Origin of the sequence: Ralstonia mannitolilytica (assembly GCF_000954135.1) — a bacterium.
GTDB classification, from domain to species: Bacteria; Pseudomonadota; Gammaproteobacteria; order Burkholderiales; family Burkholderiaceae; genus Ralstonia; species Ralstonia mannitolilytica.
In genome coordinates, this window is sequence record NZ_CP010799.1 from 2,612,363 (window position 1) to 2,625,023 (window position 12,661).

Consider the following 12,661-nt stretch of genomic DNA (forward strand, 5'->3'; position numbering starts at 1 on the left):
CCGCCCGGGCTTACAGGCTGACGCGGCGGAAGTCCGCCAGCACGCTCGCCAGGTACGCGTTGAAGCGTGCGGCCTCCGCGCCGTCGATCACGCGGTGATCGTACGACAGCGACAGCGGCAACGTCAGGCGCGGCACGAACTGCTTGCCGTCCCACACCGGCTTCTGGTAGCCGCGCGACAGGCCGAGGATGGCCACTTCCGGCGCGTTGATGATCGGCGTGAAATGCGTACCGCCAATGCCGCCCAGCGACGAGATCGAGAAGCAGCCGCCCTGCATCTGGTCCGGCTTGAGCTTGCCTTCACGCGCGGCCTTCGACAGCTCGGCCATCTCCTTGGCGATGTCGATGAGGCCCTTCTTGTCCGCATCGCGGATCACCGGCACGACCAGACCGTTGGGCGTGTCCGCCGCAAACCCGATGTGGTAGTACTGCTTGAAGACGAGGTTGTCGCCGTCCAGGCTGGCGTTGAAGGTCGGGAATTTCTTCAGCGCCGAAACGACTGCCTTGATCACGAACGCCAGCATCGTGAACTTCACGCCGGCCTTTTCGTTTTCCTTGTTCAGCTGCACGCGCAGCGCTTCCAGATCGGTGATGTCCGCTTCGTCGTTGTTGGTGACGTGCGGGATCATGACCCAGTTGCGATGCAGGTTCGCGCCCGAGATCTTCTTGATGCGCGACAGCGGCTTCGGATCGACTGGGCCGAACTTCGTGAAATCCACCTTCGGCCACGGCAGCAGGTTCAGTTCGCCGCCGCCAGCCGGTGCGGCCGCCGCAGCCTTGCCCGGGGCAGCTGCCTGGCCGCTCATCACACTCTTGACGTAGCGCTGCACGTCTTCCTGGGTGATGCGGCCCTTCGGGCCGGTGCCGCCGACGAGGTTGACGTCCACGCCGAGCTCACGCGCATACTTGCGCACCGAGGGGCTGGCGTGGGCAGCCTTGCCCACCGTACCGACGGTGTCAGCGGTGTACGTGGCCGGCGCGGCAGCCGGAGCAGCGGGCGCGGCCGCAGGGGCCGGGCTCGGCGCAGCCGCAGCCGGTGCAGGCGCTTGTGCCGGTGCCGGGGCCGGGGCAGCGGCCGCAGCGCCGCCCGCACCTTCCAGCACGACGATCAGTGTCCCTTCCGACACGGCGTCACCGACCTTCACGCGGATGTCCTTCACTGTACCGGCGGCCGGCGACGGCACATCCATCGTCGCCTTGTCCGATTCGAGCGTGATCAGCGACTGCTCGGCTTCCACCTTGTCGCCCACCTTCACGCTGATCTCGATGACCGGCACGTCCTTGTAGTCGCCGATGTCCGGGACCTTCACCTCGATCGTGCCGCCGCCCGCTGCGGCCGGCGCCGGAGCCGGAGCTTGCGCAGCAGGGGCAGGCGCCGGTGTAGCAGCAGCCGGTGCAGCTTGGGGTGCGGGTGCCGGAGCCGCAGCCGCGCCCTGCTCCTCGAGCAGCAGCACGAGCGAGCCTTCCGACACGGTGTCGCCCACCTTGACCTTCACTTCCTTGACGACGCCGCTCTTCGGCGACGGCACGTCCATGGTCGCCTTGTCCGATTCCAGCGTAACGAGGGAGTCCTCGGCATTGACTGTATCGCCCGCCTTGACCAGCACTTCGATCACCGGGACATCCTTGTAGTCGCCGATGTCCGGCACCTTGATTTCTACGACTTGACTCATTCTTCTGTCTCCAGAGGTCTGGCGGCGGGCGCGTCCGGCGGCGAGCACACATTGCCCCGCAGGCTACCGCATCGTGCAGGCAAATGCACGTCGCGGGAGCCTGCCAGGGCAGTGCCCGGCCGGGGCGCAACCAGCGCGCCCGGCGGCTCCGTTATACGGTCATCGGGTTGGGCTTGTTCGGGTCGAGGTTGTACTTCTTCAGTGCCTCGGCCACCTTTTCGCGCGGCAGCACGCCCTCATCGGCGAGCGCCTTGAGCGACGCGACCGTCACCCAGTAGCGGTCCACCTCGAAGAAGTGGCGCAGCTTCTCGCGGGTATCCGAGCGGCCGAAGCCGTCGGTGCCCAGCACCACGTAGCGGCGCGGCACGAAGGCGCGGATCTGCTCGGCGAAGGTGCGGACGTAGTCGGTCGAAGCGATCACCGGGCCGCGCACGCCTTTGAGCATCTTCTCGACGTGCGACTCGCGCGGCGTTTCGGTCGGGTGCAGCAGGTTCCAGCGGGCGGTGGCGTTGCCTTCGCGGGCCAGCTCGGTAAAGCTCGGGCAGCCCCACAGGTCCGACTCGACGCCCCAATCCTTCTTGAGCAGTTCAGCCGCGGCAATCACCTCGCGGAAGATCGTGCCCGAGCCCAGCAGCTGCACGCGCGGTGCGTTGCTGTTCTCGACGCCCTTCTTGAACAGATACATGCCCTTGATGATGTCGGCCTCGGCACCCGCCGGCATTTCGGGGTGCTCGTAGTTCTCGTTCATCACCGTCAGGTAGTAGTAGACGTCTTCCTGCTCGACATACATGCGGCGCAGGCCGTCCTGCACGATGACCGCCAGTTCGTACTGGAACGTCGGGTCATACGAGATGCAGTTCGGGATGGCAGCGTGGTACACGTGCGAGTGACCATCCTCGTGCTGCAGGCCTTCGCCGTTGAGCGTCGTGCGGCCCGAGGTGCCGCCCAGCAGGAAGCCGCGCGAGCGCATGTCGCCGGCGGCCCAGCACAGGTCGCCGATGCGCTGGATGCCGAACATCGAGTAGTAGATGTAGAACGGGATCATCGCCACGCCATGCGTCGAATACGACGTGGCGGCCGCGATCCAGTCGCACATGGCACCGGCTTCGTTGATGCCTTCCTGCAGCACCTGACCCGTCTGCGATTCCTTGTAGAACATCAACTGGTCGTGATCCTGCGGCACGTACTTCTGGCCTTCCTGGTTCCAGATGCCGACCTGGCGGAACAGGCCTTCCATGCCGAACGTGCGCGACTCATCCGGCACGATGGGCACGACGTGCTTGCCGATGTTCTTGTCCTTGAGCAGGATGTTCAGAATGCGCACGAAGGCCATCGTCGTGGAGACTTCGCGGCCTTCGCCCGTGGCTTTGAGCAGCGCATCGAACGCCGACAGGGCCGGGATCTGCAGCGGGTCGGCCTTCTGGCGACGCGCGGGCAGATAGCCGCCCAGATCCATGCGCGCCTTGCGCATGTATTCGAGCTCCTTCGAGCCCTCTTCGAACTTGACGTACGGGACGTGCTCGAGCTGGTCGTCGGGCACCGGAATGTTGAAGCGGTCGCGCAGCTTGCGGATTGCCTCCACCGGCATCTTCTTCTGCTGGTGGGCGATGTTCATCGCTTCACCGGCTTCGCCCATGCCGTAGCCCTTGATGGTCTTGGCGAGGATGACGGTCGGCTGACCCTTGTGGTCGGTTGCCGCCTTGAACGCCGCATAGATCTTGTGCGGATCATGGCCGCCCCGATTCAGCGCCCAGATGTCGTCATCGGACCAGTCGGCCACCATGGCCTTGAGCTCCGGCGTGTTGAAGAAATGCTCGCGCACGTAGGCGCCGTTCTTCGACTTGAAGGTCTGGTATTCGCCGTCGACGCATTCCATCATGCGCTGCATGAGCAGGCCCTTGGTGTCGCGCGCCAGCAGCTGATCCCACCGGCTGCCCCAGATCACCTTGATCACGTTCCAGCCGGCGCCGCGGAATTCGCTCTCGAGCTCCTGGATGATCTTGCCGTTGCCGCGCACCGGGCCGTCCAGGCGCTGCAGGTTGCAGTTGATCACGAAGACGAGGTTGTCCAGCTTTTCACGGCCGGCCATGCCGATCGCGCCGAGCGATTCCGGCTCGTCGGTTTCACCGTCGCCCAGGAACGCCCAGACCTTGCGGTTTTCCCAGTTCTGGATCAGGCCGCGGCTGGCCAGGTACTTGGTAAAGCGCGCCTGGTAGATCGCCATGATCGGGCCCAGGCCCATCGACACGGTCGGGAATTGCCAGAAATCCGGCATCAGCCACGGGTGCGGATACGACGAGATGCCCTTGCCATCCACTTCCTGGCGGAAGTTGTCGAGCTGCTCTTCGGTCAGGCGGCCCAGCAGGAACGCGCGCGAGTACACGCCCGGCGCCGAGTGCCCCTGCACGAAGACCATGTCGCCGCCGTGCTTGTCCGACGGGGCGTGCCAGAAGTGGTTGTAGCCGACGTCATACAGCGTGGCAGCGGAGGCGAACGACGAGATATGGCCGCCGACGTTGGTGTCCTTGTTCGCGCGCAGCACCATCGCCATGGCATTCCAGCGCGTGTACGAGCGGATGCGGTGTTCGATTTCCTGGTCGCCCGGAATGCGCTCCTGGTTTTCGACCGGAATCGTATTGATGTAGGGAGTTTCTGCGTGCAGCGGCGAGGTCACGCCGTTGATGCGGGCGTACTCGATCTGCTTGTCGAGGAGGAACGCCGCGCGCTGCGGGCCTTCTGCGCCGATGACGCCTTGCAGCGCCTCCAGCCATTCCTTGGTTTCCTGGGGATCGACGTCGCTGGCGCGCGTGGCGCCCAGGACTTGCTCTGGTACGGCCGACATGGCGGTCTCCTTGGGTAGCAGTAACGTTTGATGCGTCTCTTGAGAGGCGCCCCGCCGGCACACACGTTCGCACGCGCACACGGGCCGCCCCGACTTTTGCGCTGATTCTATGGGTACCCCCAAAGCCAGCACAAGCGGAATTTTCAAATTGCGATATGGTTTTTTATAATGCGGAATATTGCCGCAGTGCAGAACAAAGCAGTTTTGACATTGCACCGCAGCATTTGCCGCATGCTGCGCGCATCTCACCAAGCGGTTTCCCCAAGCGACCAGCACGCTAATTGCCGTTACACTTGGTTTTGCGCAGTTGCACAGATGCCCACTTCCCTACCTCCGCAGAGTTCCGGCGTTCGCCCGCCCATCATGCTTGCCCCCTCCCACGCCTCGCAGGATTCGGCCGCACCGGAGCCGCCGGCCGCCGCTGCGCCCGAACTGCCCCCCGAAGACGGCGTGCGCCCGAACGTGCCGCGGCGCCTGTGGCTGACGCGGCTGGGCCGGCTATGGACGACGAACTGGTTCATGTTCATCCCGCTGGTGGCGATCGTCCTGTTTGCCGGCGCGATGATCTTCATCCTGTACCAGCTGCACGCCACCGAAGTGCAGCAACAGCGCGATGCCCTCTACCGGGACGCGGCCTGGGCCGAGCAGAAGGTGCGGCTGTCCCTGCAGAGCAACCAGGACCAGGTGGCCGCGCTGGCGCGTGACATCGGCGCCGCGCAGCTCGACCCGAGCGCCTACCGCGACGCCGCGCGGCAACTGCTGCGCGAGAATCCCGAGCTCGTCTTCATCAACTGGCTGGACGCCACGCGGCGCCCGCGCTGGGCGTTTCCGTCCAACTCCGAGTTCGCCGGGCGGGTGCGCGAGACGCGCGACCACCCGCTCGAGCCCGAAATCCAGTCCGCCTACGATGCCGCGCGCGAGACCCAGCGGGCCGTGTACTCGCGCCCAATCCAGAACGAGCGCGGCGAGAGCTTCATGCTGATGGAAGTGCCGATCGTGCGTGACAACGAGTTCCTCGGCACCGTGGGCGCCATGTATTCGGTCACCGGCATCCTCACGCAACTGCTGCCCGGCGAGCTGACCGACCGCTACCGGTTCTCGCTGGTCGACAAGAACAACGTGGTGCGCGCCAGCACGTCGCTGCGGCCCGTGCCGAAGGCCGCGGCCTCGTACGAAGTGCTGCTCGATCCGCCGGGGCATTCGCTGTCGCTGCGGGCCGAAGCGTATCCGGCGCCGTCCAACCTGCCCAATAACATGCTGATGTGGTTGGTGGCCGGGCTGTCGTGCTTCGTCATCTGGAGCCTGTGGAGCGTGTGGCGCCACACGAGTCGGCGCTCCGAGGCGCAACGGGCGCTGCTGGCGGAGACGTCGTTCCGCCGCGCCATGGAAAACTCCATGGTGATCGGCATGCGCGCGCTCGATCTCAATGGCCGCATCACCTACGTGAACCCGGCGTTCTGCCGCATGATCGGCTGGACCGAGGCAGAGCTGGTCGGCCGCATGCCGCCGTTTCCGTACTGGCCGCCGAATGAGATCGGCGAAATGCAGAAGCACATCGAGCTGACGCTGCGCGGCAAGGCGCCCGCCAACGGGATGGAGCTGCGCATGATGCGCCGCGACGGCACGAGCTTCTATGCGCGGATGTACGTTTCGCCGCTGATCGACGCACGCGGCCGGCACACGGGGTGGATGAGTTCCATTACCGACATCACCGAGCCCAAGCGCGCACGTGAAGACCTCGCCGCCGCGCATGACCGCTTTACCACGGTGCTGGAAAGCCTGGATGCCGCCGTGTCCGTGCTGTCCACCGACAAGGCGGAGCTGCTGTTCGCCAACCGCTATTACCGCCAGCTGTTTGGCTGGGAGGCCTTCGGTCACCTGCAGCTGTCCGGGCACGACGTCAGCACGGAAGACGTCTCCAGCGATGCACTGGACCTGGTGGACGCCTACGCCGGCCTGCCCGCGTCCGAGCTGACGCCGCACGCCGCCGACGCGCGCGAAATCTACGTGCCGTCGATGCAGAAGTGGTTTGAGGTGCGCCGGCGCTACATCCAGTGGGTGGACGGCCACCTCGCCCAGATGCAGATTGCCACCGACATCACCGTGCGCAAGGCCGCCGAAGAGATGACGCGCCAGCACGAGGAGCGCCTGCAGTTCACCAGCCGCCTGACGACCATGGGCGAGATGGCCTCGTCGCTCGCCCACGAACTGAACCAGCCGCTGGCCGCCATCAACAACTACTGCATGGGCGCCGTCGGCCGCCTCAAGAGCGGGCGCAGCACCGCCGAAGAGCTGATTCCGGTGCTGGAGAAGACGTCCGCGCAGGCCGTGCGCGCGGGCACCATCATCCAGCGCATCCGCGGGTTCGTGAAGCGCAGCCAGCCGCAGCGGCGCGAAGCCGACCTGCGCGAGATCGTGGCCGATGCCGTCGGCCTGGCCGAACTCGAAGCCACACGGCGTGGCATCACGATCCTCACGCGCCTGCCGGCCGACCTGCCGCCGCTGTATGTCGACCCGGTGCTGATCGAGCAGGTGCTCGTCAATCTGCTCAAGAACGCCGCCGAAGCCATGGCGGCGCATCCGCGCCTGCGCGCCGCGAGCGTGCTGCGCCTGCACGCCAACCTGATCGACGACCCGGAAAACTCCGTGCTGATCGAGGTCATCGACCAGGGCCCGGGCGTGGACGACAGCACCAAGGAACGGCTGTTCGAACCGTTCTTCAGTACCAAATCCGACGGCATGGGGATGGGGCTCAACATCTGCCGGTCCATCATAGAATCCCATCTCGGCCGGCTCTGGGTGGAAAACAACGCCGACGGCATCGGCTGTACGTTTAAAATCATCCTGCCGCTGAATCCGCTGTAGATCGGCCGTGATTCGCACGCCATCGCTTTCAGAACGTAAAACACAGAACGTAGACCGAGGACGACTCCATGAGTACAACGCCCGCTGCAGTTGCCCCGCGCAACGAAACCGTGTTCGTCGTCGATGACGATGAAGCCATGCGTGACTCATTGACGTGGCTGCTCGAAGGCAACGGCTACACCGTGCGCACGTACCGCAGCGCTGAAGAATTCCTGGTCGACGACAAGCGCGGCGAGGGGGTCGGCTGCCTGATTCTCGACGTGCGCATGCAGGGCATGAGCGGCCCCGAACTGCAGGACCGCCTGCTGGCCGAGAACAGCCGCATGCCGATCGTCTTCGTGACCGGTCACGGCGACGTGCCGATGGCCGTGTCGACCATGAAGAAAGGCGCCGTCGACTTCATCGAAAAGCCCTTCGATGAATCGGAGCTGCGCGAGCTGGTGGAGCGCATGCTCAGCAAGGCACGCACCGAAGACTCCGCCGCGCGCGAGCAGAAGGCAGCGAAGGACCTCCTGAGCAAGCTCACCACGCGCGAGCAGCAGGTGCTCGAACGCATCGTCGCAGGCCGGCTGAACAAGCAGATCGCCGACGACCTGGGCATTTCCATCAAGACGGTGGAGGCGCACCGCGCCAACATCATGGAAAAGCTCAACGTGAACACCGTGGCGGATCTGCTGCGCCTGGCACTGTCGCGCAATAGCTGAGCGCACATCGGGCGGTGGCGGGGTGGGCGCCGATTTATAATCGCGGTTTGCCCTCTCCCTCCTCCGTCCAGCCATGACTGCCCAACTCATCGACGGCAACGCGCTTGCCAAGCAACTCCGCGCGCAAGCCGCACAACGCGCCGCCGCCCTCACTGCGCGCGGCCACCAGCCTGGTCTCGCCGTCATCCTCGTCGGTGAAGACCCCGCCAGCCAGGTCTACGTGCGCAACAAGATCAAGGCGTGCGAGGACAACGGCTTCCTTTCCGTATTCGACCGCTACCCGGCCGACCTCACCGAAGCCGACCTCCTCGGCCGCATCGACGCGCTGAACCGCGACCCGCGCATCCACGGCATCCTCGTGCAGTTGCCGCTGCCCAAGCACATCGACAGCCACAAGGTGCTCGAAGCCATCGCGCCCGAGAAGGACGTCGACGGCTTCCACGTGGCCAACGCCGGCGCGCTGATGACCGGCGCCCCGCTGTTCCGCCCGTGCACGCCGTACGGCTGCATGAAGATGCTCGAATCGATCAACTACCCGGTGCGCGGCGCGCGCGCGGTGGTGGTGGGCGCCTCGAACATCGTCGGCAAGCCGATGGCGATGCTGCTGCTACAGGCCGGCGCGACCATCACGATCTGCAACAGCAAGACACGTGATCTCGCCGCCCACACGCGCGAGGCCGACATCATCGTGGCCGCCGTGGGCCGCCGCAACATCATCACCGCAGACATGGTCAAGCCCGGCGCCGTCGTCATCGACGTGGGCATGAACCGCGACGAGGCCGGCAAACTGTGCGGCGATGTCGACTTTGCCGGCGTGAAGGAAGTCGCTGGCTACATCACACCGGTGCCGGGCGGCGTGGGGCCCATGACGATCACCATGCTGCTGATCAACACGCTGGAAGCCGCCGAGCGTGCCGCCGATGGAGCCACGCTGGCGGCGTAAGCTTCACCGGATCCTGTTGGAATCGAGGAAAGCGTCCCAACCTTCCGGATTGGACGCTTTTTTTGTCCCGCGCATTTCTCTTTTGAGCCCGCCATGACCGACACTTCGCTCCAAGCCAACAACCCGCTGCTCGATTTTTCCGGTCTGCCGCGCTTTGCGGACATCCGCCCGGAACACATCACCCCGGCCATCGACGTGCTGCTCGAGCGGGCCGCCGCGGCAGTCGCGCAGGTCAAGAACCCGGCCACGCCGGTCAGCTGGAAGACGGTCGTCGCCACGTTGGAAGAGGCCACCGAACCGCTCGGCCGCGCCTGGGGCATCGTCAGCCACCTGAGCGCGGTGGCGGACACGCCTGCGCTGCGCGAAGCGCACGCCGCCAACCTGCCCCGCGTAACGGAATTCTGGTCGGGCCTGGGCCAAGACCTGGAGCTCTTCGAAAAGTACAAGGCGATTGCCGAAAGCGCCGAATACGCCACCTTGTCGCCGGCACGCAAGAAGCTGCTCGACAACGAACTGCGCGGCTTCCGCTTGGGCGGCGCCGAATTGCCCGAACACCAGAAGCCCCGTTTCGCTGCCATCCAGGAGCAGCAGGCGCAACTGACGAAGGCCTTCAGCGACCACGTCCTCGATGCGACCAACGCCTACGCCCTGCTGATCGACGACGAAGCCCGCCTGGCCGGCCTGCCCGAAGACGCCAAGCAGGCCGCACGCGAAGCGGCCCGCCGCGACAATCCGGATGCTAAGGGCTGGAAGTTCACCCTGCACTTCCCGTCGTACTTCCCGGTGCTGCAGTACGCAGATGACCGCGCACTGCGCCGCACGCTGTACGAAGCCAATGTCACGCGCGCGTCGGAACTCGGCGCGCAATACGGCGGCGGCAAACCCGAGTGGGACAACACCGCCAACATGGCCGAGCAGCTTGCCCTGCGTGCAGAAGAAGCGCGCATGCTCGGCTACCGCAACTTCGGCGAGCTCTCGCTCGTGCCCAAGATGGCCGACTCGCCCGAAGACGTGCTGCGCTTCCTCGGCGAGCTGGCCGACCGCGCGCGCCCCTTCGCTGAAAAGGACTGGGCCGAACTCCAGGCCTTCGCCCGCGACAACCTCGGCATCGACAAGCTCGAGCCGTGGGACATGGCCTACGCGTCGGAAAAGCTGCGCGAGGCGCGCTACGCGTTCTCCGAGCAGGAGGTGAAGCAGTACTTCCCGGAACCCGCCGTGCTGGACGGCCTGTTCGATGTCGTGCAGACGCTCTTCTCCGTGCAGATCCGTCCGGAGCAGGCCGAGGTGTGGCATCCGGACGTGCGCTTCTTCCGCGTGGAATCGGCGCAGGGCGAGTTGCTCGCGCAGTTCTACATCGACCTGTACGCACGTGACGGCAAGCGCGGCGGTGCATGGATGGACGACGCACGGGGTCGCAAGCTGCTCGACGACGCACGGGTGCAAACCCCGGTGGCTTACCTCACCTGCAATTTCTCGGGCCCGGTCGGCGACAAGCCGGCGCTGTTCACGCACGACGAGGTCATCACGCTGTTCCACGAGTTCGGCCACGGCCTGCACCACATGCTCACGCAGGTGGATGAACTCGGCGTGTCCGGCATCAACGGCGTGGAATGGGATGCAGTGGAACTGCCCTCGCAGTTCATGGAGAACTTCTGCTGGGAGTGGGAGGTGCTCTCGCGCATGACGCGCCACGTGGACACCGGCGAGCCCTTGCCGCGCACGTTGTACGACCGCATGCTGGCCGCGAAGAACTTCCAGAACGGCATGGCGACACTGCGCCAGATCGTCTTCTCGGCGTTCGACATGCACCTGCATACCGACTTCGATCCGAAGGGTTCGACCTCGGTGCTGGAGCTGTCCCGCCAGATCAACAACCGCTTCCACGTGGTGCCGCAGGTCGAACTCTCGCGCTGGCCGAACACGTTCAGCCACATCTTTGCGGGGGGCTACGCGGCCGGGTATTACAGCTACAAGTGGGCCGAGGTGCTCTCGGCAGACGCCTACGCGGCGTTCGAAGAAGCCAGCAAGCTGAGCGGCTCGGTGCTGGATGCCGAAACCGGCGCGCGCTATCGCCGCGAAGTGCTGGCCGTGGGCGGTAGCCGCCCGGCGATCGAGTCGTTCACCGCGTTCCGTGGCCGGGCGCCCAGCATCGACGCGTTGCTGCGCCACGGCGGCATGGTCGCTGAAGCGGCCTGACACGCCGCACCGTCGTCATCAGGACGCCGCTTCGCGCCTCGCGCCGAAGCGGCGTTTCCATCTGGATGCAGGGTGCTTGATGGCACAATAACGCACCCCTGGGCGGCGCCGCGCGCGCCGTCGCCATTTGCAAGGACCTGACCTCCCATGCGTGTCGCCACTTGGAACGTTAACTCCCTGAAGGTTCGCCTGCCGCACGTGCTCCAATGGCTGGCCCAGCGCGAAGCCGACGCCACGCCCATCGATCTGCTCTGCCTCCAGGAGCTCAAACTGCCCGATGACCGCTACCCGCTGGCCGAGCTTGACGCCGCCGGCTATGCGTCCCTGTTCACGGGCCAGAAAACGTACAACGGCGTCGCCATCCTCTCGCGCAAGGCCGCCGTGCCCGAGGGCCGCGACGTGGTCAAGAACATCCCCGGCTTCGAGGACGAACAGCAGCGCATCGTGGCCGCCACGTACGACATGGCGGATGGCCCGGTGCGCGTGATCTCTGCCTACTTCCCCAACGGCCAGGCGCTCGGCTCCGACAAGATGGCCTACAAGATGCGCTGGCTGGCCGCGCTGCAGGACTGGCTGAAAACCGAAATGGCCGCCCATCCGCGGCTGATGCTGCTGGGCGATTTCAACATCGCCCCGGACGACCGCGACGTGCACGACCCGAAAAAGTGGGAGGGCCAGAACCTGGTGTCGCCGGAAGAGCGGGCCGCGTTTCGTGCGCTGGAAGGCGCCGGGCTCGTCGATGCCTTCCGCATGTTCGATCAGGAAGACAGGCTCTTCTCGTGGTGGGACTACCGGCTCTTTGCCTTCAAGCGCAACGCCGGCCTGCGCATCGACCACATCATGCTGTCCCCCGAGCTGGCCAAGCTGTGCGAGTCGTGCCATATCGACCGCGTGCCGCGCACCTGGGAGCAGCCGTCCGACCACACGCCGGTGGTCGCCGCACTGCGCAGCGCGTGAGGGTGCGGGGCATGGCTTCCGCTTTCAAACGTCGCAATTTGCCGCACCTGCTGCTGCGTGCCCGTGAAACCTTCATGGCGCGCTTTCGGCCGATCTTGCGCGAGTACGGCATCACCGAGCAGCAATGGCGCGTGCTGCGCACACTCAACGACACCGGCGACATGGAGCCGAATCAGCTCGCCGATGCGTGCCTCATCCTGAGCCCGAGCCTGACGCGCATGCTGGCGGCCATGGAGCAGTCGGAGATGATCGTGCGGACGAAGTCGTCGGTGGATCAGCGCCGGCAGGTGATCTCGCTCACGGCGAAGAGCCGCCAGTTCCTGGCCGACGTGGAACCGCAGGTGGACGCCCAGTACGCGCGCATCGAGGCGCAGCTGGGGCGAGAGAGGCTGGAAGCCCTCTATACGGCCATCGACGAGGCGATCCATCTCATGGAAACGCACACCCCGATGGCCCGCTTCACCGGCGAAGAGTAACGGCCG

The 12,661-nt window shown here is 65.6% G+C and carries 8 protein-coding genes; 6 read left to right on the forward strand and 2 right to left on the reverse strand.

The annotated features are described in order from the left end of the window. Positions 1-10: 10 nt before the first annotated feature. The gene (gene aceF, locus TK49_RS12360) at positions 11-1,672 is read right to left on the reverse strand and encodes a dihydrolipoyllysine-residue acetyltransferase (RefSeq protein WP_045786967.1); all 1,662 of its coding nucleotides are present in this window, start codon (positions 1,670-1,672) and stop codon (positions 11-13) included. Positions 1,673-1,823: 151 nt separating this feature from the next. Next, positions 1,824-4,514, reverse strand: a complete 2,691-nt coding sequence (aceE, locus tag TK49_RS12365) for a pyruvate dehydrogenase (acetyl-transferring), homodimeric type (RefSeq protein WP_045786968.1) — start codon at positions 4,512-4,514, stop codon at positions 1,824-1,826. Between the two features lie 363 nt (positions 4,515-4,877). On the opposite strand from aceE, the gene TK49_RS12370 reads away from it, so the two are divergent. From TK49_RS12370 to hpaR, 6 genes are all read left to right on the forward strand, one after another. Then, positions 4,878-7,379 carry a PAS domain S-box protein gene (locus TK49_RS12370; protein ID WP_099050663.1) on the forward strand — a complete coding sequence of 834 codons (2,502 nt, stop codon included), beginning with the start codon at positions 4,878-4,880 and terminating at the stop codon, positions 7,377-7,379. A 68-nt stretch (positions 7,380-7,447) separates the two neighbouring features. After that, positions 7,448-8,083, forward strand: coding sequence for a response regulator transcription factor (locus TK49_RS12375; RefSeq protein ID WP_045786970.1), 636 nt, complete (start codon positions 7,448-7,450; stop codon positions 8,081-8,083). 73 nt (positions 8,084-8,156) lie between these two features. After that, positions 8,157-9,026, forward strand: coding sequence for a bifunctional methylenetetrahydrofolate dehydrogenase/methenyltetrahydrofolate cyclohydrolase FolD (folD, locus tag TK49_RS12380; protein WP_045786971.1), 870 nt, complete (start codon positions 8,157-8,159; stop codon positions 9,024-9,026). 93 nt (positions 9,027-9,119) lie between these two features. Next, a complete protein-coding gene (locus TK49_RS12385; RefSeq protein ID WP_045786972.1) occupies positions 9,120-11,222 on the forward strand; it encodes a M3 family metallopeptidase in 2,103 nt (700 codons plus the stop codon). Between the two features lie 147 nt (positions 11,223-11,369). Next, positions 11,370-12,179, forward strand: a complete 810-nt coding sequence (gene xth, locus TK49_RS12390) for an exodeoxyribonuclease III (RefSeq protein WP_045786973.1) — start codon at positions 11,370-11,372, stop codon at positions 12,177-12,179. An 11-nt stretch (positions 12,180-12,190) separates the two neighbouring features. After that, a complete protein-coding gene (gene hpaR / locus TK49_RS12395; RefSeq protein ID WP_045786974.1) occupies positions 12,191-12,655 on the forward strand; it encodes a homoprotocatechuate degradation operon regulator HpaR in 465 nt (154 codons plus the stop codon). Positions 12,656-12,661: the final 6 nt, after the last annotated feature.

Excerpts from the sequence above, each read along its gene's own strand:
- folD (WP_045786971.1), top strand. The coding sequence starts at position 8,157 with ATGACTGCCCAACTCATCGACGGCAACGCGCTTGCCAAGCAACTCCGC.
- TK49_RS12375 (WP_045786970.1), top strand. The coding sequence starts at position 7,448 with ATGAGTACAACGCCCGCTGCAGTTGCCCCGCGCAACGAAACCGTGTTC.
- TK49_RS12370 (WP_099050663.1), top strand. The coding sequence starts at position 4,878 with ATGCTTGCCCCCTCCCACGCCTCGCAGGATTCGGCCGCACCGGAGCCG.
- hpaR (WP_045786974.1), top strand. The coding sequence starts at position 12,191 with ATGGCTTCCGCTTTCAAACGTCGCAATTTGCCGCACCTGCTGCTGCGT.
- xth (WP_045786973.1), top strand. The coding sequence starts at position 11,370 with ATGCGTGTCGCCACTTGGAACGTTAACTCCCTGAAGGTTCGCCTGCCG.
- aceE (WP_045786968.1), bottom strand. The coding sequence starts at position 4,514 with ATGTCGGCCGTACCAGAGCAAGTCCTGGGCGCCACGCGCGCCAGCGAC.
- aceF (WP_045786967.1), bottom strand. The coding sequence starts at position 1,672 with ATGAGTCAAGTCGTAGAAATCAAGGTGCCGGACATCGGCGACTACAAG.
- TK49_RS12385 (WP_045786972.1), top strand. The coding sequence starts at position 9,120 with ATGACCGACACTTCGCTCCAAGCCAACAACCCGCTGCTCGATTTTTCC.